This window comes from Desulfobotulus alkaliphilus (genome assembly GCF_007830435.1).
GTDB lineage: Bacteria > Desulfobacterota > Desulfobacteria > Desulfobacterales > ASO4-4 > Desulfobotulus > Desulfobotulus alkaliphilus.
The window spans coordinates 181,720-201,760 of record NZ_VLLC01000001.1 but is presented as its reverse complement, the minus strand read 5'-3'; the positions used below and the strand labels follow the sequence as shown (position 1 = coordinate 201,760).

The window sequence follows — 20,041 nt, the reverse complement described above, 5'->3', positions numbered from 1 at the left end:
CCTCCAAGGGTCTGTGAGGATATCAGTCAAGATTGTGGCTTTGTCCCGATGCGTTTACGGAAGTTGAGCCATGTATCAAAAATACCGATAAGCAGAATAACCAGAAAAAGGACCTGCTGTATCAGCATCAGGGCATAAAGGGCGTATCTGATGATGGGTGGTACGGCCCGGTGGTGGAACCAGTATGCCACAATGGCCATCCCCTGAAGGAAGTACAGGGGGAGAAGCACGAGAAGACAGGATATTCCAAGAATACGAACAAAGGGAAACGGTACCATGAGAACCAGCGCTGCAACAATTATCCCCCATATAAATACGGGCGGTACTCCCCAGTTGATGAAAAGTCCGAGATCCGCAGCCTGAATATTTCTGCTCCTGACCATGGGGCGTGCTGCCAGAAGATTAAGCCAGGCCGCAAATATAAGGATAAAAGCGGCAATGGCTGGCAGCAGGCGGGTCAGGGCATACTCCAGTCTTGGTATGGCTGCCTCAAAAAGAGTCAGGGTTTCCTTCGGCATTTCCATCTGGCGGTAGATCTCAAGGGTCATGGCCAGGTTGGCTGCAACATGGTTACCGACCAGTGTCAGCGGCCCGGTTCCCTTACTGATCGCAAGGAAGAGGATGGCAGCACAGCCTGCTCCGAGAACCGCAAGAAGGGCGCGGAGAACAAAAGCCTCTTTACTGAGTCCCCGACGCCAGCCCTCTCCCATGGCAAAGCCATAAAGGAGCATTCCCCCATAGAAAATCAGATCCGATGATATCCTGCCCGTGAAAATCAGGGGAATGCCCAGCACCAGACCAGAAAGGATAAGGGCAGGAAGCGGTTCCCGGTTTTCCAGGCGCAGAATCAGCATGGGCAGAGGGAGAAAAAGGGCAGGAAAGACGCCCACAAAGGGCAGCAGCACGCCTGCAGCGGCAAGAAACCCGGCCAGTATGAAAATACCAGCCAGACTCTTTATATCAATCCCTTTTCCCCCGTCCCTGATCATTTTATACTCCCTGAGCTTTGTGGCTTAGTCAACGTTACCGACAAAAGGCATCAGGGCAATATTACGGGAACGCTTGATTGCCGTTGTCAGAAGCCGCTGATGTTTGGAGCAGGTACCGGTGATTCTGCGGGGAATAATTTTGCCCCGCTCCGTAACAAAATATTTCAGACCTTTGGGGTCCTTGTATTCAATTTTTATTTTGGTATCCGCACAGAAACGGCATACTTTTCTGCGGTGATAAACGCGTCTTTTCTTTTTTCTTGAGACTTTGGATGCTCTAGGATTTACCATGGATATCAGTCCTCCCTGTCGTAATTGCGGTCATCATCGTCATCATCATCATCGTCGTCATCATCATCTCTGTCTCTGGCATTTTCCATGGCAGCAGCAGCCTCGGCAGCCGCTTTTTCAGCAGCAATATTTTCGGCTTCTATTTTTTCAAGGCTGCTGAATTTGTCGAGGAGGACGGTGAGGAATTTGAGTACCTTGTCATCAAGGCGGAAGCTGCGTTCCATCTCATAAATGAGATCACCTTCGCACAGATAATCCAGAAGGAAATAGTGACCCCGGACTTTTTTGGCTATGGGATATGCGAGTTTGCGGTTGCCCCACTCGTCAATCTTTGCGATCTGACCGCCGGTGGCTTCAATCATTCCGGTGGTGCGTTCAAGGATCTGGGTCCGGACTTCTTCGGAAATGTCCGGGTCCAGAATGAAAATGGTTTCGTATCTTCTCATGAAAACTCCTTTCGGGTTTAAAGCCCCGAACGTATTTCAGCCCGGAGCAAGGAAAAACCCGCCCCCTTTTGGAGACAGGTCAAAATCACGATTGAATACTATACGGGATAAGTAATGTCAAGAAGAGCTTTACCAGCGTACATAATGATCTTCCGTCCAGCCGGGCAGATCTGAAAGAATCAGGGGTGCATGCCCCCTGATGTGGATCATCCCGGAAAAAAAGCCCGTGTTCTGTACAAAATCTGTTGCAATAAGACCGGCACTGACCCTTTGGGTCATGGCCCATGAAGGGGTGAAACTGAGGCAAAGGCTTTTATCTTCGCTGTAAATCTGCCAGGGAGTGCTGCTGCGGTTTTCGGGAACCTCGAAAATGACGGGTCCGATATTGACCGGCATGCCCCTGATCCAGATGCGGTTTTCCGTGAAACCGGTTTCGTTGACACCCCAGGCGAGGTTCATTCCGAAATCCTCTCCGCTGGCAAGGATTCCTGTGGCAGCGGCCCAGTTCCAGAAGGTTTCTCTCCGGAGGATGCCGCAGGTTCTGTCCGTAAGGGCACGGCAGGTTTCCGGTGACAGGTCCCTGTGGACATTATGGCAGCGAAAACTCCCGCTGGCCGGAATGGATGCGGCCTTGCGGGTAAAGGTCCATCCGCGCCAGCCGGTGCGGGTGCAGAGGCGTAGGGGAGACGGGCTTTCTCCCAGAAGAATATGGAGATGGGCATCTTTATATCGTGCTTCAAGGCAGTTTTTTTGAAAATGGAGCATGAGTCCGGATTTCTGAAAGAAAAAATCCGGGAATTCCGATTCAGGATTCATGGGATTTGCAGGCAGGAGGGACATGGCAGAGGTGTGGACCCAGGGCAGCCCTGCGGCAGGTTTCACGTAAAAAAAGGCCTGCTGTGCAAAATGCAGATCCGCAAGGGCAACACCTGCGGAAAAATTTTGGTCTGAAATGCCAAAAAACATGAACTGTCTGTATTTAAATCGCTGGAACCATCCGGGTACGGGTCTTCCCATGGCAGATCGCAGGTGGAAGTCCTTCAGGTTGATGGTGACGGGTCCGTCATGGCGGCCATACACAGGCCTGCCTGTTTCCGGGCAGATGATGGGTCTTGGCATGGAGACTCCAGAATGTCGGGTTGTAAAAGACAGGTGCAGCTATAGCCGGTATTTTTGGAGTGCTTTTAATGTTTTTTTGTAATTATTCAGCACAATTTATTTCGAACTGCCAATGCTGTAATTGCAGCAGCTTCGTACTGTTGCAAGGCTCCGAGGCTATTTGAAAGTGACATTGCAATCGTTTCGGATTCCGGCACTCAAGCCATAAACCCAAAGCCTGCGATGAAAACAATGGGCTTTTGTAAGCTTGAGTGCCGGAGTGCTAAATAAAAAGCGGCAAACTGTCTGACCCGCCACAAAGGCAGCGTACTTAAGCCTGCCATGGTAATCAAAAAGCTTATCCTGCCTGTGGCGGGGAGTTTTTGCCGCTTCCGCACAGGGCAAGAAGCTCCCGAATCCGGCACTCAAGATCCTTGAAGCACTTTTGCTCCCGTAAAGGGCTTGGGTTTTTTAGCTTGAGTGCCGGATTGCGTCACGGGCAAATAGCCTGGAGCCTGTGCATCTGTCTTGCAGGTATGATATGAAAAACTGTGCTGAACAGTTACGTTTTTTTAAGGGTAGCACGGAAGCTGTGAACGGAAAAAGCTTTTTTTTGGAGGGTGGAAGAGGTAAGCTGAAAAGGATTGTGTTGATAGTGGCCTGCAAAAGCAGGTGGATTTTTACTGCTACGCACAGTCTGATTCGTCCTCCCATGCTTTGGTTCTACTACTTTTTTCGGGGGGATCTGCTTTTTTAAATGCTACGGAGTCGGTATCATGCTTGACAGTCGTTTGCGGCCTTTGATCCAGCCCCTTTTTAATCTCATGGTGAAGCCCTTTTATCTCTGCGGCATGACGGCCATGCATCTCACTTTCCTTGCCTTTTTTTTTGGCATGCTTTCGGCTTTCTGTATTTTTATGGGGTATTCGCCGCTTTGGGCTGTGGGTTTTCTCTGGTTTTCCGGACTCTTTGACGTGCTGGATGGCACCCTTGCACGGAGAAGGGGAACGAGTTCCGCAACGGGTGCTTTTCTTGATGTATTGGGCGACCGCTGTGTGGAGGTGGCCATTATTCTTGCGCTGGTTCTGGCCCGGCCCGAGTTGTGGATGGTCATGATTTTTCTTCTGGCAGCACTTTTGATTTCGGTAACCGTTTTGCTTCTCCACGGAGCCCTTCTTCCCGGAGATACAAGGAAAAGTTTCAGGTATCAGCCGGGGCTTGCGGAACGCAGTGAAAGTTTTCTTTTTTTTACATTGATTATTTTGTTTCCAAAGGCAGGGGTTTTTCTTACCCTGATATTTACTTTTTTTGTGGTGCTAACGGCCGGGCAGCGAATTCTGGAAAGCCTTATGCTTTTTCGTCTTGCTGCTGCCCGGGATGATGATAAATGGTAGCTGTTCAGCATGCTTTCCCTCTTCCTCCGGGCTTATATATGTAGAGTGGGAAAGTGGAGAGTGGTGTTCTGTCGAAGCAAGGAGAGGCCCTATGCCGATTTATGAGTATCGATGTATGAAGTGCGGTCATGCCTTTGAAATGCTGATGCGTATGAAAGATCCCAAGCCTGCCTGTCCTTCCTGTGGCTCAGGTGAAGCGGAAAAGCTGATGTCCTGTGCCGCCATCCGGCCCGAGGGGGTTCCCCGGGGAAGCGGGGGCTTTACGCCGCCCTCATGTGGTGGGGGTGGCTGTAAAATGTGAAAAAGAGGGACTGAAAGGCTTTCGTGTATTTTTTAAGTTGATTTGTATCAGCCAATACATTAATTAGTCTGACAGAAGTTGCGGGAATAACTCAGTGGTAGAGTGTCAGCTTCCCAAGCTGAAGGCCGAGGGTTCGAATCCCTTTTCCCGCTCCAATAAAAACAAGGGCTTAGGCGGTTTTGCCTAAGCCTTTTTTAGTCCAAAAGGGGTATTTGCGACCAAATTTGCGACCAAAACCGAAGCCATAACCTTCAGTTCAATTTGTGACCAAAATCTGCGACCAAAATTTGCGACCACGTAGGCATCAAAAAGGCCTACCCCCCACCCTCGGCCTGCCCCTGGGTCTTTTTGGTTTGGGGGGTGAAGCAGCTCCCCAGATCCTCGGGCCGGTGCTCAGTGTGCGGATATTGGCTTTTCTCACGGCCTGCCGCACCGTTTCCGGATCAAATCCCGCCAGTCGGCAAACCACCTGAAAATCCGGCCCGGCAATCTCTATCCACCGGAATGCCTGCCACAGCTCCAGCCGGTTAGCCTGGCTTTTCCATGTGCCGGGGTGTGATCCGTCTTCAATGGCTCGATGCATGAGGCTGTCCGCAATAGCCCGCGCCAGCACGGCCCGCCATAGGGATCGGATGGCCGAAAGATCCCCGGCATCAAGCACCCCCTCACAGGGCAGACTTTTTTCCATGGTGCCTCCTGAAACAGGAACAGGCCAGGGCGTATATCCCCAGCCTGCCCGCAGAAAAAAAAGGGATGCTTACACAGCGGTTTCCCCGCCGCTACCTTCAATGAGCGCGTCCAGGAGCACTTCCAGATCAATCCCGGCCCTCTGCACCTTCAAAATTTTAAGTCTTAGGGTCTCTGATTGCAGGGCATCCAGCTCCTCGGCCATCTGGCTTTTTTTCTGGGGGCTGGTTTTCTGGGTCTTTAGTTCCCTGGCGGGGGCCGGAATAAATGTACAGGGCATGACAAGAACGAACATTTGACGAACCTTTCTTGTTGAAACGAAAATTTATGGAATGGCCCCGCATGGGGGCCGGTTATCCGAAAAACGGCCCACCGTCGAAACGGCAGGCCGCCGTGTGCTAGGATGATGCCAGCTTGATACGTGCGAAGGCATCTTCCATAACGGGCATTCCGTCAACCTCCAGCCGTCCGATGAAGCCGGTCATGTTCTGCTCAGCGTACAGCTCGTCAAGGCGCTTTACGTGCACAGCAAGGCCGGTGGCTATCCAGTAGAAGGACAGATCCCCGAACAGGCCCACATATTTGCCTGCTGAGAAGTCACCAGGGCAGTGCTCGGAAATGTGATAGGGGCGCTCCAGGATGGTATCCGGTGCACCGGCAAGGCCCCGCTGCCACAGGTACTGGCCATCGTTATCCTTCAGCTTGCGGATGCGCCGGATGGCTTCCCGGTTAAAAATCCAGACGGCTTTTTTCGCATAAGAGGCCTTCACGCTATAAACCACATCGATGAGCGTATCCGCTGTGATGGCTGTGGCTGTGTTGCTGCCCTTCACGTCTCTGGCCGTACTGATCCCATCCGTGGAGGGGGTGAAGAGGCCCAGGGGCTTGTTGTGGCCATCCCCGGTCATAAACGCTTTCTCTTCGGTCGCTCCCAGCTTGTACACCAGCCGTTCTCTCACCAGGTCTTCCGGATTCAATGCCGCTGTACGCAGGATTTTATTGGAAACCAGCACCCGTTTAGCTGTGGGGTAGGGCCGCAGCTCACGCTTCCCAAAGCCCAGCCCCTTATCCTCGGAGCCGGTTTTCAGTTCAGCCGTCCACTCGCAGTCTGCAAGATCCGAATCCAGAACCGGGCATCCCAGGCTGACGCTGTGCGGTACGGGGTAATTTGTCGCCAGTTTACGGATGAAGATTTCATCGTCGAGGCTCTTGAGGAGCTTTTTCACAAAAACCTCCGGCGCATTCAGGAAGCCACCAGACACGTCAGACCCGGCCTGAAGCGATCTGAATTCATCGGCACCGATAGCCCGGCTTCCATCCAGCAGGTACCGGTTGAAAGAGTGCCTTTTCGTGTTGCCTGAAGGATTACTCCGGAAATCAAACTGCTCCTGTCGATCCGCTTCCATCCCGAAGGGTTTACCACCGCTGCGGCTCTCCCCAATGGGAGCACCAAGCCCTCCGTATCCATGCCCTCCGTGCTCTCCAGCCCAGGGGTCACCGGACTGGGAGAAACGCTCTTCCCGCTCTTCATCCCTGATAGATCGTTTCAGGCGCTCGATTTCGCCTTCCAGCCCGTCAATGGCACTGTCAAACCGGTCGAACTTTTCCAGCTGCTCACCTGTCCAGCGCTTTTCATCGTCGGGCAAGCCATCCCGGTATGATTTGTATTCATCCCAGGTTTGCCCCAGTTTTTCCTGTGCTCTTGTCAGCTGCTGTCTTTTCATTATATAAGTCCTTTTATTTTTAGTGTTTTTTCGTGACGGTCAAAATGTTTCAATCTTTGTGAAGATTGCCCAGACACCTTCCCGCCAAAGCGTCGAAGCGCTTCCCGTCGGGCAATATCTGTGTCCGGATATGCCGGGTAGGTTACAGGGCTGATGTCAATCAGATCCCTGATTTCCAGTATGGTGCGGGTGGCAATCCGCTTTTTCTGATCCTCCTCCCACTGGTCACGACCCACCACAAAACAAAAACTCTGCTCCCGGATGTCACCACGCTCAACGCTGACGGCCAGATCCCGGCCCAGCTGGGTATCCGGCAGGTGGATCACGGAACGCAGCCCGGTGCTGTCCTGTTTCAGTTCCAGAGTTCCGGCAGACTCCCTCCCTAAAATCAGATTGGGATCATGGTTAAACACCGCCCGGCAGTCGCTCTTCCTCAGTGCTTCCGTGAAGGCACCCGGTGCGATGTATTCCCGGACTTCAAAGTCACCCCAGCCAAGGTTTTCGGAAGGCTTGCCGAAAACGGCAGAATATCCTTCCAGTGTCATCCCACCGGAGCGGCTGCGGTACAGCCTCAGCTCCTTTGCGGGAAATATACGTCGTTCAATTTTGCTCACATGCTTTCTCCTTTCTAAAACCCGAAGTCAGTAGCGGTAGCGCTGTGGCTTTGGGGATAAGAGCCGGTCGCGGCTTATTGTTTTGTTTCGGGGGCCGGGTGGTCGCACCTAAGCCCCCAGGGGCGGTTCGGATCTCTAGGCCCTTTGTCTCCTGGACCGGACGGGCAGCTTTTTTTCCGCTATGTCAAAATGGGGTAGGGGGGGGTAAAAAAAAGTCCTCCATTTTGACACAGGGCCGAAAAGGCTGCCCTCTCGGTCTAGGGAGCGGCGGTGCCAGAGATTTTACCCTCCCCCTCCCAGTTGCTTCAGCCGGACATCTGGCTTGCACCGGCAATCCCCGTTTCGAAGAGCCGGGCAGTCGTTATCGTGCAGGTATTCGATGCACCACACGCCAGGCCCTTTTTTGACGGCCTCAGCCATGAGCCGATTCGCTTTCTCTACAACCTCTTTGTCCATGCCTTGCCTTTCTTTATAATTTCAAGGGCATACGCCCTGTTGTTGTGGTTTTGGGTGGCCTCGGTGTAACGCAGTGTAACGCGTTACATCTCTATTGTTTTCCTTACTCTCTCTTCCTCGTCTCTCTCTCCCATTCTTCCCCTTCCTTTAAAAAAAGTTTCCGCTACAATGAAAAGTAACGCGTTACACTGCGTTACAGACAGCCGTTTAAGAAAGACTGATCCCCATATAATTCCTTGAATGGCCACCCAGAATGCGAACTAGCTTTGTTTCCACCTTTGGCTCCGCAGCCTTGAGACCGATTCCAAACTTCTGGGGGCTTCCGGGATCTCTTTGGCCCAGCTCCAGGCACCATTGCTCCCACGCCTGGAAGAGTCGCCAGCATTCAATGCTTTGCCCCGGCCCGGTTATGCAGCGCTCCCGGATGAAGGGCCGTATCGGGTTTGACAGGTCTTCAAGCTCCTGCATGGCTGCAATGCTGCTTTCAGGCTGGGAGAAATACCCCCGCTTTTCCAGAAGATCCCGGCCATCCAGAGACCAGTTCAGGATGCCGGGCAGCTCCTTAATCAGCTTCTGGGTGAGCTGGGGGTCTTCTTTTCCGAAAAAGCTTTTGGGCATTATCAGGGTGATAAATCGGGAAGCCAAGGCCCCGGAAACATCGCCGAGGTTCGGCATTTCATTAGAGAAAATCAGAATTCGGGTGGGGAGCTGCATCGTCACGTCCGTGAGATACTTCCTCGGAATGCTTAAAAAGTCCTCACCGGAAATGCTCAGGAGCCGTTCCGACATGGTGGCCTTATCCGTTTTTGAGGAAAGCCTCGCATCGCTGATAATGGCCAGTGGTTTTCCGATGAGGCCGGCAAGGCCGAACTGCTGGGCCAGCCCGTTCAACGTAGGCCCGGCCACATTTTCCCGGCCCAGAAGCTCGGTCAGTACACGGGCAATGGTTCCTTTTCCGCTCCGCTTAGGCCCGACTATCAGGAATATTTTTTGCTGGGTGGTGTCGTTTGTGAGCAGATATCCAAAAAGCTGCTGAAGTGTGTCCATGCTCTCAGTGTCGCCGTCAAAAACCTCCAGGAGAAAGTCAAACCATCTTGAATAGCTGGCTTCCGGATCGAAGCCATAGGGCAGGGCGTTTCGCGTGAAAAACTTTGGTGTTGCAGGTGTCAGCGTTCGGTTCCGCACGTCAAGGAGGCCGTTTTCACAGGCCAGGACGAACTTACCCTGGGGCTCTTCCCGGCCATCCGTCCAGCAAGGGGGGGCCTGTCGTGCCGGAATGTTTGTAATGGCCTTCACGGAATCTTCCATGTTCACACGCCAGTTCCGGTTCGGCTTGAAGGGCCGCTTTTTTTCAAAATCGATCTGGGTTTCAGCCCAGGCCAGCAGAGCGGCCCCCAGGTCAGGCGGTTCAATGGGGACGTACCGGCCCCCCTGGTATTCCATAATCTCTCCTCTGTGGGTGAGGATCTGTGTTCCCCGTTCCTTCAGGAATTTTCTGGCCGTTCGCATGAAGTCGGTTTTATCTATGACAAGACTCTTGTCCACCTTCGGCGCTTCCAAAAGCGGGTTCCCGTCCCCACACTCATGGTCTGGCTCTTCTTCCAAGGGGCTGGTTTCCTCGATGAGGGCGACAAGCTGTTCCTTCGTACCCCCGGCCTGAATCCAGTCTGAAATATCCTTTCCCGGCCCAGGGAGTAAAACCGTCCGAACCGAGGCAGCAACGCCAACAAGGCTGCGGATCACGGCTTTAAGATACACTTGACCGGGTTCGTCCTTGTCGGGCAGCACGGCAACGTGTTTGTCCCGCAGGGCCTCCGCATAGCCAGGCTTCCATGATGAAGCCCCCATGGGGCCGGTTGTGGCCGTGAAGCCAAGGGCTGCGGCATTGTCGGCATCCTTTTCGCCCTCGACCAGCAGCACGTTTGACGAAGCCACAACCTCCGGAAGCCGGTACAGCACACGGCGTATATCTTTGAGACTGGAGACCCACCGGCCTTCAGAAAAATGGCCCTGCCTAAAGGTCTTGGCACCGTTGGCCTCATACCGACGCACGCGAAAAAGCTCCTTCCCGGCCTCATCCCGGTACAAATATTCGGCCTTCAGGTTAGCGGGGGTGGCCGCTACCTTCCCGGCCTGTTTTTCCCTGGGGAGGGCGGGGGCTGCGCCCAGGAACTGTTCTGCAAGTCCCCGTATGGTTGTCCCGTGAAGCTTTTGGAAAAAGTCGATTTTGTCTCCTCCACGCGGAGTGCATTGGCGGCATCCGAAAAAGCCGTCAGGCCGGAGAAAAAAGCGATCTTCTCCCCCACAAAAGGGGCAGGGGCCGTGAAGTTCCGCACCATTCTTCATGAGACCGGGAACATGATCCCGGATTTCAGGGAGGGTCTTTTTCAGTTCTGGGATGAGGTCAGTTTTTTCTTGCATTCTCGGCATGAATGTCCTAAGGTAAGGCTTAGTTATCTTTTTGTTTTTTGGCCCCACAGCCCCCCACAGGCTGGGGGCCGTTTCATTTTAAAGCCGGGCCATCTGCTCATGGTGGGCCACCTGCATCCGGACTGCTTCCAAAAGCTCGCCCAGGGTGACGGCTTCAAGCTCCCGCCCCTCCCCAATCCGTTCGGCCAGCCCCTTGAAAAAAAGCCTTGCACGGAAGGCCTGTGCTCCAAACTCCCCAAGGATTGCTTCAATTTTTTCCGATTGTGTCTGCATGGTTTCCGACCTGAAGGCCGGGCAGTATCCAATTTCTGCGACAACGTGCCGCATCAGGCAGTCGAGGCTTTCGAATTCCCGCTGCATGAGTGTGTCGCCTGATTTGTCCATGGCCACCAGCACCCAGGGGGCTTCTTGCCCGTCCGCAAAAAAATGGAGGTATGCCAGGTTTTCGGAGTCATGGGCTTCTTTCAGGGTTCTTCTTAAAAATGTTTTTTTCATGGGGTGCCTCCTGCCGTAGGGGTGTTTTTCATAAATTCCCGGACTTCGTCGTACAGCCACCCGACAACACCCGGCCCAACACACCTGCGGGCAGGGAACTTGCCAGCTTTTTCCCATCGTTCAGCCGTCGAAGGTGACAGGCCGGTCAGTTCCTTAAGTTGCTTTCTGCGGATTAGCATTGGTGCTCTGTCCATGGTGCGCTCCTTTACTGGCCCAGGGCGGGGCCGTTTGCCGTTAAAGTTATTCCGCCGGGGTTGTCCTGACTGTTTTTTTCGTAAAAATCCACCAGCGCCATGACCGTTTCCCCGGCATTGGGAAAACCGTGTATGGCTCCAATGATCCGGAGCTTTCTATGGGCCTCGGGGGTAACTATTGCTGTGATCTGCCGCTTGCCTTCGGGTATTGCCATGGTGTTTCCTCCTCTATTCTTCTCGGTTAAGTATATTTCATTGTGGCTTAGTTAATTAATGGTAAATTATCATTGACTCTAAAATGTAAAAAAAAGCTGTTTTGCAGATAGTAAATTCCTTTTCTCGGTTAAGTATATTTCATTGTGGTTTAGTTAATTAATGGTAAATTATCATTGACTCTAAAATGTAAAAAAAAACCCTTATTTTTTAAGGTTTTTTAAAAGAAGCCTCGCCATCCGGGAAAGGTTTATTTGAATTACCAAAAGAATAGCTTCAACATCGGTAAGATCTATTCCCCCATGAAGTTGTCTTATTTCATCTGAGAAGGCATTTTCACACCTTACACAGGCATTTCTCTCAAGGTCAAATCTGTGGCAAATCCCCCCCCTCCCATTAGATAAAAAACGCAAAAGGACGTTGTTATTATACGCAGAAATTTCAGTTAGATTAAGCCGTTTTATGTCCCCGTTTGAATTGAGGCTGTCGAACATCAAAAATATGGTTCGCCTCGGTAAGCCAATCTTTAAACATTCGTGAAGAACCATAGCCTGCAACAAATTATTAGCGGAAAGCAACACAACCGTTCCTGGCCCGGTAGCACTCCGAATATCGGGGTTAATTTTACCGGCGGTGATGTACCCATGAAGGTTTTTAGCACTCATTCCAGTTAGCGCTTCAAGTTCTTTTGTTGTGTAGGCTTTTTTCATATTCATAGTAAATAAGCAATTACCATTTTCTTGTTTTTCATGTCAAGCACAAATTTGCTTTAAAAAATGTATCACGCCCTCCGCCGCCCGGAGAGGGACACCACATTCCCCGCCTCTTCCTTCCCGGCTATCCGGTCAAGCCTCCGCTCCCATGCTTCCAGCGCCTTCCGCTTTTGTGCGTCATATCTGAAATGATTGTAATGCTGTGCCGTCACGCCCCGCCTGGAATGATTCAGCACGGCACCGATGACTTCATCGGTAAATCCGAGTTCTGCCAGGCCAGTGGCGCAAGTCCTCCGCAGATCATGGGGTGAAAAGTCTTCCAGGGGAAGAGTTCTTTCGGAATCGGTTCCTTTTTCCCGACCGGTGATGGATCGGCGTAAGGCCTTTGAAAGGATGGTATGGCCCACGGGGGTATCCTCTTTTCGCAGGCTGGGGAAAAAAAGGCCGTGCTCATTTGGAAGGCCAAAAAGATCCAACATTTTTCCGGTGAGGGGTATCCGGTGTTCTGAACCATTTTTTACCCTGCTGCCTGGCAGTGTCCACCACATGCCTTCAGTATCAATTTCAGCTTCGTGAGCTCCGCACACTTCCGAAGGGCGCTGCCCGGTTCGAAGGATAAGCTCCAGTATGCGGGTGGTCTGCGGGGCCGCATTCATGAGGGGGAGTGCGGCCAGAAATTCCCCGATTTCTCTTTCCGACAGGTACCGGCTTTTCCGGCTTGTGCTGCCGATAGGCTCCAGGTGCGTCATGGGTGAGTGTTCGATTACGTCCTTCTGGCAGGCATAGTTGAAAAGCCTGCTCAGGCGGCGGTAAACCTGCAATGCCTGATTCGGAGCCCTTGCCTCGATACGTTCCAGAAGAACACGCAGATCCCGTTTGGTGACATCTGCAACCTTTTTGCTTCCTATGGCGGGAAGCACGTCAGCTCCAAACATGTATTGAACATTCCGCTTGTGGCCGTCACTCCAGGGCTTTCCCCGCTTGTCCGTCCCTCTGGTATGCCATTCTTCAAAGAGTTCCTGAACCGTTGGTGCCGCTTTCAATGCGGCCCTTTCTTCTGCGGGGTTCCCGCCGTCCTGGGTGAGCTTTTGCAATCTGGCATTTTCGGCACGGGCATCCTTAAGTTTCATGGCCGGGAACTCCCCCAGAGGAAACCATTTTCTCTGGCCGCTTAATTCATACCGGTGCAGCCACCTTTTTTTTCCCTTGGGGGAAACCTCCAGGTAAAGACCATCCCCCTCTGTCACGGTGTAGCGCTTGCCCGTTGTCTTCAGGCGTTCAATCCCCAGATCCGTAAAACGTGCCATTATGTGACCTCCTTTGTGACCAAAATTTGCGACCAAATTTGCGACCAAAATTTCACGGCAACAGGTAAAAACGGGTGGTGAAGCATGAAGGCAGTATAGGTGGTAAAATTCATAAAGTCAATAACTTATAGTGTGTTTTGTGGGGGGGTATGAAGGGGCGTAAAACCGTGAAATGCAATTTTCCCAAGCTGAAGGTCGCGGGTTCAAGTCCCGTTTCCCGCTCCATAAATAAGAGGAAGGGCCCGGGCTTTATGTCCGGGCTTTTTTTTATTCTGAGTAACTGTTCAGCGCAGTTTTCCAAGTACCATAGCTGCAAGACAGATGCACAGGCCCCAGGCTATTTGCCCGTGACGCAATCTTATTCGGGAGCTTCTTGGCCTGTGCGGAAGCGGCAAAAACTCCCCGCCACAGGCAGGATAAGCTTTTTGATTACCATGGCAGGCTTCAGCACGCTGCCTTTGTGGCGGCTCAGACAGTTTGCCGCTTCTTTCGCACAGGCCTGCAAAGCTCTGATCCGAAACGATTGCAATGTCACTTGCAAATAGCCACGGAGCCTTGCAGCAGTACGAAGCTGCTGCAATTACAGCATTGGCAGTTCGGAATAAACTGTTCTGAATAATTACTATTCTGAAAACAAAATAAACCAAGCCCCTTTCCGGAGTCTTCCGAAAAGGGGCTTCTTTTTTTTAGCTTTTTACTGCAGGGTGAGACTTATCCCCTGTTGTGGTTCTTGCGGATGATGATCATCAGCATGCCAAGGCCTGCCATAAGCCCCATGAAGATCATGAAGGTGTTATGATTTGCGGCTGCTGCGGAATCAATGAAGCAGGGACTGCCTGCAATCTCACTGTCTACCTTGACGGCTTCGGGTGGGGCAGGGAGTTTGCTTGCCTGCATCCTGGCAAGAACATCTTTTGCCAGCTCTTTGTGGGCTTTGGAGGTGGGGTGGATGGTATCAAAGAAAATATAATCTGCTGCGACTCCGGTGTTGGGAGTCGCGGGGCTTTGTGCTTTTATTACTGGAAGGGCAGGAGGTTCAACATTTCCTTCAAGTTTTAACCAGCTTGTTTGATAATCATTATAAAAATTGGAAGGCAGTTTGTTTGTGGCAGCCCCAATAATTATTTCCCATATTTTTAATTCTCCAAAATTAGTGGTTTTTGATTCAAAAAGCTGCTCAGCTATTTTTTCAGGCGAATATTTTTCGTTTTTGTTCATTGGGAAAGATGTTTCGTCAGCCTGAGCAATAGCCTGATTCATAAATTTGAAAGCACTATAATACTGGTATTTGGCATTGGGCCCCAAGCTACTGAAAAGGTTCTGAAGGGCAATCATAGTGACGTCATTAAAGGCCGCAGTAAGCTTGGATATGTTGCCAAGTGTTTCTTTTATTATTCCGGCAACCTGTTCCGGACTCATAACCTGGTCTGCCTGATCAGCCTGGGCAATGGCTCCGGATGCAGCAATTCTTGCAGTTTCAATGGCCTGTGGTGTCTTTCCAAGATCAGGGATGTTCAGTATAAGAAAATTTTTGGCGCCTGAGCGCTCTAATGCCTGAATCCCGTGGACAATATTCAATACAATTTCATCTCTCAGGTAGATCTGGATTTTTCCATTGACCATTTCTGCTATTTTGGCTTTACCTTCATCGGATCCAAGATATGCGGGCAGCTCGCTTGGATCTTTTCCGCTTTCTATCCATTGCTTTTGGATGGCTGCTATGGCCTCTTTAACCCAAGGTCCATTATTTGCCGGGTTGCTTGCATCCTGTGCGGTATTGTAGCTGATAATGGGAAGGTGGGTATTTAAATCATTACCGCCTATCCAGATAGCTACAAGAGCATTTGGATCAATTGTATTTTTTGAAGTATAGGCATTAATCTGTTCCTGAAAACCAAAATTGTTAAATTGCTCATTTAGGTGTCCTGTTGTTTTTGCACCTCCATACGCTTTGTTAATGAGTTTATCCTCAAGCCCCATTTTTTCAGCCAGAAATTCAATCCAGACTTTATCGTCACTGTATCTGACAGGTTGTTGGCCTTGTGTTATCGTATGCATATTATTTACATCCGACAGGCTATCCCCGAAAACAAGGATATTCGAATAGGTTTTTGCCCATGCACCGGATGCCATGGCGCAGAGGAAGAGGGCCGCAAGGCCGATGATAAGTAAATTCTTTCTGGAAAATTTCAACACGGTTTCCTCCTTTGGTCGATGATTCCCTTGGGTGTACGTCTGTGATTTTATGAAATGCTGTTCAGGTTGCGAATCACTATACATGGGAGTATGCCGCAGGGCAAGCTCTTTTCGCAGTATGGAGCAAGAATTTTGCATAAAAGAAGCCTGAAGACAGGGGCCTTGTGTACAAAGCCTGATGAGTTGTTTGATAAGGTTCGGTCAGAAAAGCTGAAAGCAGAATACCTTTAAAGGAAAATTCTGCTTTCAGTTGAAAAAAGGACTTGTTTTTATAGTGAAATTTTATGAGCTGGCATGGGATGAACTTTTTTTTCAGAGTTCATTAAGGAAAATATCCGTTTCTTCCGGTTCTTCAATGCAGAGGTATTCCCGGGTCTGCTTCTGGCTGCTGTGATTGAAAATTTTCATCAGTTTTGAAATATCCACCCCATAGCTGTGGTTTTGGTGGAAGCCCCAGGTTTTTCTTAAGGTGTGGGACCCAAAATTTCCGGGGAGTCCGATACTTTTACACCACTTGGTGACCAGCCTGTGCAGGGAGGGAACCACAAGGTTTCCCCTTTGGGATTTGAAAAGAAAATCTTCGTCTTCGTAGCTGTCCGTTTCAAGCAGTGCCTGTATGGCCAGTACGGAAATGCGGTTAACGGGGATGGTTTTTGCTTTATCGTTCTTGTCATCAATGATGGTGACGGGATCTCCGGGTTTCAGGTTTCTGACCTGATGGACCCTGAGGTGGAGAAGTTCGTTGGGCATCAGGGGGGTGTTGATACCCAGCGTGAAGAGGGCGGCGTTGCGGGGGCTGTCTTTGATGAGGACCTTGATGGCTTTGATGTCTCTGAGCCGCCGGATGGGTTCGACCTTGGCCTGTTGGGCAGCATCCGGCTCCTGGAAGTTGTCTGAAGGTTCGTTATCACCTATTTCCTGGGTTTGCATGGGAACCTCCTGCATTTAAGGTTAAGTTTTATTTGATATTGACTAAAACAGAACCAGTTTTCAAGTCTTTTTTTTAAATACCTAAAAAAAAATTATGGATCAAAATGCTTAAGGTAAACAAGGACGCTGCCACCGGGCTCTCTTTTTTCATTCTCCCATTTCCAGGACAGGACCAGCCCTGCCTCTTCCATTTCCCGGATTTTCTGATCCACAATATCAGGCAGCACCGCAGGGCCTTCGGAGTGCAGGCCCCGTCCGGGGATGATCCTTACGGTAAAAGTTCCCTTTTCCTTTGCCTGTTGCAGGAATATTTCCGTTTTAAGTCTGGCCTGAATACCTGAAAAACCATGGAGATCAAGGTTTTCCTGGGGGGGGGGATAGCGGCGCAGACGCTCTTTCAGTGTGATGGGCGCAGAAGGAGGAAACCCTGCCTTCTTTTCCTTGAGGAGAACGGCTCCGGCTTTGTTGCCAAGGCTTTCCCTGAGGCTTTTGGAAAAATCACCGGAATCCTGATCCTTCCACAGGGGAACTTTCGGCTGAGATCTCTTTTGGGTTTCAGGTTTGGCGGCATCCTTGATATTTTCACTAAAAACTTCAGTGAAATCCGTATGATTTTTTAAAAGGGGGATACCGTTTTTATCCTTTAACAGGGGCCTTGGTTTTTTTCCCGCTGGCAGGCCTGCTTTTTTTCTGAGGTGGGAGGCCAGTTTCTGAGGCTGATGGGATAAGTGGGGTCTCGGAGCTTCCATCTGCATCATGAGATCCGCATCCTGATCCAGAATGGGAAGCCCTTTTCTGTTCATGGGTGTGTGCTTTTTCTTTTCCGGTTTTTTCTTGGCGGAAGCCTTATTTGACGTCAGGGGCAGCGTTTTTTTTCCGATTGCCGGATCTATGGTGGCAGGAGGCGTCTGCTGTGGAACGTCTTTGAAGAGCTCTTCCACAGGCTTTTCGATGAGGGGAATGCCATGCCTGTTTTTTTTTAGAGCTGCCTTTCTGGCAGGCGGAGCAGCGTTTTCACTTGCAGGGGGGGCATCGGCAACCGTTTTCTTTTCCGGAAGGGGGTTTGGTTCAACGGTTTTTTTTTCTCTGGCCGGGAGCTGCCGGAACAGCTTCTGCAATCCTTCAAATACACTCATCAGGCAAAACTTCCATTGGTTTCATCGGGTGCAGGCAAAAGGATTTCTCTGGGTCTGGCACCATCGGCAGGGCCGAGAATTCCTTCCTTTTCCATGGTTTCTATGATTCTTGCTGCCCGGTTGTAACCGATGCGCAGATGCCGCTGAACTGCGGATATGGAGGCCTGCCGGGTACGCAGAACCAGATCCACGGCTTCATCGTAACGCTCATCATATTCGGTGTCTTCACTTTCCGGGGTTTCCTTATGATCCGCAGCGGTGATATCGGGAATGTATTCCGGCTCCCTCTGGGATTTAATGAAGTCTATGATGCGGGTCAGTTCCTCTTCCGTGACAAAGGCGCCGTGGATGCGCTGGATGCGGGAGGTGCCGGGCGGCACATAGAGCATGTCACCGTTACCCAGAAGGCTTTCTGCGCCCATGCTGTCAATGATGGTTCTGGAATCAATCTTTGAAGATACCTGAAAGGAGATGCGCGTGGGGAAGTTGGCCTTGATGACACCGGTGAGAACATCCACGGAAGGTCTCTGGGTGGCGAGGATGAGGTGGATCCCCGCAGCCCTTGCCATTTGTGCCAGTCTGGCCAGAGCCACTTCCACATCGCGGGAGGCCACCATCATGAGATCTGCCAGCTCATCAATGATGATCACGATAAAGGGCAGGGGGGCATCCAGTCCCGTTTCCCTCATTTTTTTATTGTAACCCGTAATGTTGCGGGTTTTGTGATCCGCCAGCAGGCTGTAGCGTCTCTCCATTTCCCTGACAGCCCAGTACAGGGCATTGGTGGCCAGTTTCATATCCGTGACCACCGGGGAAATAAGGTGGGGGATATCATTATAAAAGGAAAGTTCTATGCGCTTGGGATCAATCATCAGAAGCTTCACTTCATCGGGCCTTGCCTTGTAAAGGAGGCTTGTGATCATGCTGTTGAGTCCCACACTTTTCCCCGTTCCCGTGGCACCGGCAATGAGGATGTGGGGCATGTGATCCATGGGGGCAACAATGGGACGGCCTTCGATGTCCTTTCCAAGGCAGAGGGTCAGGCGGGAGGGGTGCTGCATAAAGGCCGGAGATTCGATAACTTCCCGCAGCCTTACCATTTCCCTGTCCTTATTGGGTATCTCTATGCCGATGACATCCTTTCCGGGGATGGGGGCGACAATGCGTATGCTCAAAGCTGAAAGGGCCAGGGCCAGATCGTCGGAGAGGTTGACAATTTTGCTGATTTTAATGCCGGGTGCAGGGCGGTACTCAAAGGTGGTGATCACGGGCCCCGGAACAATGCGTACCACCTCACCCCGTATACCGAAATCTCCGAGTTTGTTTTCAAGTATTTCCGATTTCATTTCCAGGGCTGTTCTGTCCTGGGTGGGAGGAGAAGGATCCCTTGGTGTCAGAAAGTCAGGGGAGGGCATTTCCCAGGGAGTGTTCTGATATGGCTTTTTCCCCTGTGCCATGGGATGAGACACCAAAGGCCTGTTTTCTGATAAAGAAGGTGCCGGCCGGATTTCTTTCTCCTGTCTTTCAGGGAAAGGCACCTGATTTTTTGTGGTATCAGGGGCTTGCTGTGCTGGTTGTTGGGCAGAAGGAGCCGGGCTGCCAGCAGGCGTTTGCTCAGGTGTTTTTTCCGGAGCTGGTGTTTTGACTGGAGGGGCTACGGCTTCCGCAAGCTGCGGTTCTGCTTTGTCTGTGAAAACAATTTCAGGGCCTGTTTTTCCCGTTGCGGTATTCAGGCGGGTCAGCATGTTCTGGAAACGGGTGTAGACCGAATCGCTGAGAACCCGGTCTTCCTTTTGCAGGCTGATCAGTTTTCCCGTCAGATTCAGGGCGGCTGTGAGCAGCAGTTTTTCATTGCCTACGGTACTGTGGGTCGGCGAAATATCTTTTTTTACATGGTCCAGTTCTGTTTTGAGAAGGGCCAGTACGGATTCGGGATCTGTCACATCGGAAGAAGCACAGATTTTATGCGGTGTTCCGAAAAGATCAATGGTGATTATTTTTTCTGAATCTGCCTGTGACATGGATACTCCGTGTGTGTCAAAATAATGGTAAGCGTCAGGTATTTTTTGATCTAAAATCCATGAGCTTTAATTTGAGCTGCTTCGTTCAGCCCTAACCCAAGTTCGTCATTTTTTTTCTGAAAACCCAATGAAATCAAGCGAAGTGATTTTTTATGGGTTCTACATATCCATTTTTTAGCCATTTAAACTAAGCCTTCAGAAGTATGGTCACTACTTTGGCGAACTTGGGCTAAAGTGTCCCGGCTGTTTGTGAGTGGCATTGCAATCGTTTCGGATCAGAGCTTCGCAGGCCTGTGCGTAAAGAATCGGCAACTGTCTGAAGTCGGCACAAAAGGCAGCGTACCAAAGCTTCTATGGAAATACAAAAGCCCAATCTGCCTGTGCCGACAAGTTTTGCCGATTCAGC

At 51.0% G+C, this 20,041-nt stretch carries 21 protein-coding genes and 1 tRNA gene; 4 read left to right on the top strand and 18 right to left on the bottom strand.

Annotated elements, in window-relative coordinates:
- Positions 1 to 26: 26 nt before the first annotated feature.
- From LZ24_RS00945 to LZ24_RS00930, 4 genes are all read right to left on the bottom strand, one after another.
- Positions 27 to 989, bottom strand: coding sequence for a DUF2232 domain-containing protein (locus LZ24_RS00945; protein WP_144681373.1), 963 nt, complete (start codon positions 987 to 989; stop codon positions 27 to 29).
- A 24-nt stretch (positions 990 to 1,013) separates the two neighbouring features.
- Entirely contained in the window at positions 1,014 to 1,280 is a 267-nt protein-coding gene (gene rpsR / locus LZ24_RS00940) for a 30S ribosomal protein S18 (RefSeq protein WP_144681371.1), read from the bottom strand.
- A 5-nt stretch (positions 1,281 to 1,285) separates the two neighbouring features.
- A complete protein-coding gene (gene rpsF, locus LZ24_RS00935) occupies positions 1,286 to 1,726 on the bottom strand; it encodes a 30S ribosomal protein S6 (protein WP_144681369.1) in 441 nt (146 codons plus the stop codon).
- A gap of 129 nt (positions 1,727 to 1,855) precedes the next feature.
- Complete coding sequence (locus LZ24_RS00930) at positions 1,856 to 2,845, bottom strand: DUF2804 domain-containing protein (protein ID WP_144681367.1); 990 nt, start codon at positions 2,843 to 2,845, stop codon at positions 1,856 to 1,858.
- 755 nt (positions 2,846 to 3,600) lie between these two features.
- On the opposite strand from LZ24_RS00930, the gene LZ24_RS00925 reads away from it, so the two are divergent.
- The 3 genes from LZ24_RS00925 to LZ24_RS00915 all read left to right on the top strand — a co-directional run bounded on the left by LZ24_RS00925 (position 3,601) and on the right by LZ24_RS00915 (position 4,674).
- Positions 3,601 to 4,218 (top strand): CDP-alcohol phosphatidyltransferase family protein, encoded by a 618-nt coding sequence (locus LZ24_RS00925; RefSeq protein ID WP_144681365.1) that lies wholly within the window; start codon positions 3,601 to 3,603, stop codon positions 4,216 to 4,218.
- A 91-nt stretch (positions 4,219 to 4,309) separates the two neighbouring features.
- Positions 4,310 to 4,519: an FmdB family zinc ribbon protein gene (locus tag LZ24_RS00920; protein ID WP_144681363.1), complete on the top strand. Its 210-nt coding sequence runs from the start codon at positions 4,310 to 4,312 to the stop codon at positions 4,517 to 4,519.
- Positions 4,520 to 4,599: 80 nt separating this feature from the next.
- A tRNA-Gly gene (locus LZ24_RS00915) sits at positions 4,600 to 4,674 on the top strand.
- Between the two features lie 149 nt (positions 4,675 to 4,823).
- Here the strand turns inward: LZ24_RS00915 and LZ24_RS00910 are convergent.
- The 4 genes from LZ24_RS00910 to LZ24_RS00895 form a co-directional block, all read right to left on the bottom strand.
- Entirely contained in the window at positions 4,824 to 5,207 is a 384-nt protein-coding gene (locus LZ24_RS00910; protein ID WP_144681361.1) for a hypothetical protein, read from the bottom strand.
- A gap of 69 nt (positions 5,208 to 5,276) precedes the next feature.
- The gene (locus LZ24_RS00905) at positions 5,277 to 5,501 is read right to left on the bottom strand and encodes a hypothetical protein (protein ID WP_144681359.1); all 225 of its coding nucleotides are present in this window, start codon (positions 5,499 to 5,501) and stop codon (positions 5,277 to 5,279) included.
- Between the two features lie 103 nt (positions 5,502 to 5,604).
- Positions 5,605 to 6,930 (bottom strand): phage major capsid protein, encoded by a 1,326-nt coding sequence (locus tag LZ24_RS00900; RefSeq protein WP_144681357.1) that lies wholly within the window; start codon positions 6,928 to 6,930, stop codon positions 5,605 to 5,607.
- A complete protein-coding gene (locus tag LZ24_RS00895; protein WP_144681355.1) occupies positions 6,930 to 7,544 on the bottom strand; it encodes an HK97 family phage prohead protease in 615 nt (204 codons plus the stop codon). The genes LZ24_RS00900 and LZ24_RS00895 overlap by 1 nt, the downstream gene beginning before the upstream one ends.
- Positions 7,545 to 7,814: 270 nt before the next feature.
- Between LZ24_RS00895 and LZ24_RS00890 the strand changes: the two genes are divergently transcribed.
- Positions 7,815 to 8,069 carry a hypothetical protein gene (locus tag LZ24_RS00890; protein ID WP_144681353.1) on the top strand — a complete coding sequence of 85 codons (255 nt, stop codon included), beginning with the start codon at positions 7,815 to 7,817 and terminating at the stop codon, positions 8,067 to 8,069.
- A gap of 138 nt (positions 8,070 to 8,207) precedes the next feature.
- Here the strand turns inward: LZ24_RS00890 and LZ24_RS00885 are convergent, their stop codons facing one another.
- From LZ24_RS00885 to LZ24_RS00840, 10 genes are all read right to left on the bottom strand, one after another.
- The gene (locus LZ24_RS00885) at positions 8,208 to 10,421 is read right to left on the bottom strand and encodes a phage/plasmid primase, P4 family (RefSeq protein WP_186442847.1); all 2,214 of its coding nucleotides are present in this window, start codon (positions 10,419 to 10,421) and stop codon (positions 8,208 to 8,210) included.
- 87 nt (positions 10,422 to 10,508) lie between these two features.
- Positions 10,509 to 10,925 (bottom strand): hypothetical protein, encoded by a 417-nt coding sequence (locus LZ24_RS00880; RefSeq protein WP_144681349.1) that lies wholly within the window; start codon positions 10,923 to 10,925, stop codon positions 10,509 to 10,511.
- Complete coding sequence (locus LZ24_RS18015; RefSeq protein ID WP_407923294.1) at positions 10,922 to 11,104, bottom strand: helix-turn-helix transcriptional regulator; 183 nt, start codon at positions 11,102 to 11,104, stop codon at positions 10,922 to 10,924. Before LZ24_RS18015 ends, LZ24_RS00880 begins: the two co-directional genes overlap by 4 nt.
- Before the next feature lie 26 nt (positions 11,105 to 11,130).
- Positions 11,131 to 11,334, bottom strand: coding sequence for a hypothetical protein (locus LZ24_RS00870; RefSeq protein WP_144681345.1), 204 nt, complete (start codon positions 11,332 to 11,334; stop codon positions 11,131 to 11,133).
- Between the two features lie 201 nt (positions 11,335 to 11,535).
- A complete protein-coding gene (locus LZ24_RS00865) occupies positions 11,536 to 12,048 on the bottom strand; it encodes a hypothetical protein (protein ID WP_144681343.1) in 513 nt (170 codons plus the stop codon).
- 65 nt (positions 12,049 to 12,113) lie between these two features.
- Positions 12,114 to 13,352, bottom strand: a complete 1,239-nt coding sequence (locus LZ24_RS00860) for a tyrosine-type recombinase/integrase (RefSeq protein WP_144681341.1) — start codon at positions 13,350 to 13,352, stop codon at positions 12,114 to 12,116.
- Positions 13,353 to 14,063: 711 nt separating this feature from the next.
- Positions 14,064 to 15,548 carry an SGNH/GDSL hydrolase family protein gene (locus LZ24_RS00855; protein WP_144681339.1) on the bottom strand — a complete coding sequence of 495 codons (1,485 nt, stop codon included), beginning with the start codon at positions 15,546 to 15,548 and terminating at the stop codon, positions 14,064 to 14,066.
- A 312-nt stretch (positions 15,549 to 15,860) separates the two neighbouring features.
- Positions 15,861 to 16,478 carry a tyrosine-type recombinase/integrase gene (locus tag LZ24_RS00850; RefSeq protein ID WP_144681337.1) on the bottom strand — a complete coding sequence of 206 codons (618 nt, stop codon included), beginning with the start codon at positions 16,476 to 16,478 and terminating at the stop codon, positions 15,861 to 15,863.
- A gap of 92 nt (positions 16,479 to 16,570) precedes the next feature.
- A complete protein-coding gene (locus LZ24_RS00845; protein ID WP_144681335.1) occupies positions 16,571 to 17,614 on the bottom strand; it encodes a Smr/MutS family protein in 1,044 nt (347 codons plus the stop codon).
- Positions 17,614 to 19,635, bottom strand: coding sequence for a DNA translocase FtsK (locus LZ24_RS00840; protein ID WP_144681332.1), 2,022 nt, complete (start codon positions 19,633 to 19,635; stop codon positions 17,614 to 17,616). Before LZ24_RS00840 ends, LZ24_RS00845 begins: the two co-directional genes overlap by 1 nt.
- Positions 19,636 to 20,041 lie beyond the last annotated feature (406 nt).

Excerpts from the sequence above, each read along its gene's own strand:
- rpsR (WP_144681371.1), bottom strand. The coding sequence starts at position 1,280 with ATGGTAAATCCTAGAGCATCCAAAGTCTCAAGAAAAAAGAAAAGACGC.
- LZ24_RS00930 (WP_144681367.1), bottom strand. The coding sequence starts at position 2,845 with ATGCCAAGACCCATCATCTGCCCGGAAACAGGCAGGCCTGTGTATGGC.
- LZ24_RS00880 (WP_144681349.1), bottom strand. The coding sequence starts at position 10,925 with ATGAAAAAAACATTTTTAAGAAGAACCCTGAAAGAAGCCCATGACTCC.
- LZ24_RS18015 (WP_407923294.1), bottom strand. The coding sequence starts at position 11,104 with ATGCTAATCCGCAGAAAGCAACTTAAGGAACTGACCGGCCTGTCACCT.
- LZ24_RS00905 (WP_144681359.1), bottom strand. The coding sequence starts at position 5,501 with ATGTTCGTTCTTGTCATGCCCTGTACATTTATTCCGGCCCCCGCCAGG.
- LZ24_RS00945 (WP_144681373.1), bottom strand. The coding sequence starts at position 989 with ATGATCAGGGACGGGGGAAAAGGGATTGATATAAAGAGTCTGGCTGGT.
- LZ24_RS00850 (WP_144681337.1), bottom strand. The coding sequence starts at position 16,478 with ATGCAAACCCAGGAAATAGGTGATAACGAACCTTCAGACAACTTCCAG.
- LZ24_RS00845 (WP_144681335.1), bottom strand. The coding sequence starts at position 17,614 with ATGAGTGTATTTGAAGGATTGCAGAAGCTGTTCCGGCAGCTCCCGGCC.
- LZ24_RS00870 (WP_144681345.1), bottom strand. The coding sequence starts at position 11,334 with ATGGCAATACCCGAAGGCAAGCGGCAGATCACAGCAATAGTTACCCCC.
- LZ24_RS00900 (WP_144681357.1), bottom strand. The coding sequence starts at position 6,930 with ATGAAAAGACAGCAGCTGACAAGAGCACAGGAAAAACTGGGGCAAACC.
- LZ24_RS00865 (WP_144681343.1), bottom strand. The coding sequence starts at position 12,048 with ATGAATATGAAAAAAGCCTACACAACAAAAGAACTTGAAGCGCTAACT.
- LZ24_RS00920 (WP_144681363.1), top strand. The coding sequence starts at position 4,310 with ATGCCGATTTATGAGTATCGATGTATGAAGTGCGGTCATGCCTTTGAA.
- LZ24_RS00925 (WP_144681365.1), top strand. The coding sequence starts at position 3,601 with ATGCTTGACAGTCGTTTGCGGCCTTTGATCCAGCCCCTTTTTAATCTC.
- LZ24_RS00885 (WP_186442847.1), bottom strand. The coding sequence starts at position 10,421 with ATGCAAGAAAAAACTGACCTCATCCCAGAACTGAAAAAGACCCTCCCT.
- LZ24_RS00840 (WP_144681332.1), bottom strand. The coding sequence starts at position 19,635 with ATGTCACAGGCAGATTCAGAAAAAATAATCACCATTGATCTTTTCGGA.
- rpsF (WP_144681369.1), bottom strand. The coding sequence starts at position 1,726 with ATGAGAAGATACGAAACCATTTTCATTCTGGACCCGGACATTTCCGAA.
- LZ24_RS00910 (WP_144681361.1), bottom strand. The coding sequence starts at position 5,207 with ATGGAAAAAAGTCTGCCCTGTGAGGGGGTGCTTGATGCCGGGGATCTT.
- LZ24_RS00860 (WP_144681341.1), bottom strand. The coding sequence starts at position 13,352 with ATGGCACGTTTTACGGATCTGGGGATTGAACGCCTGAAGACAACGGGC.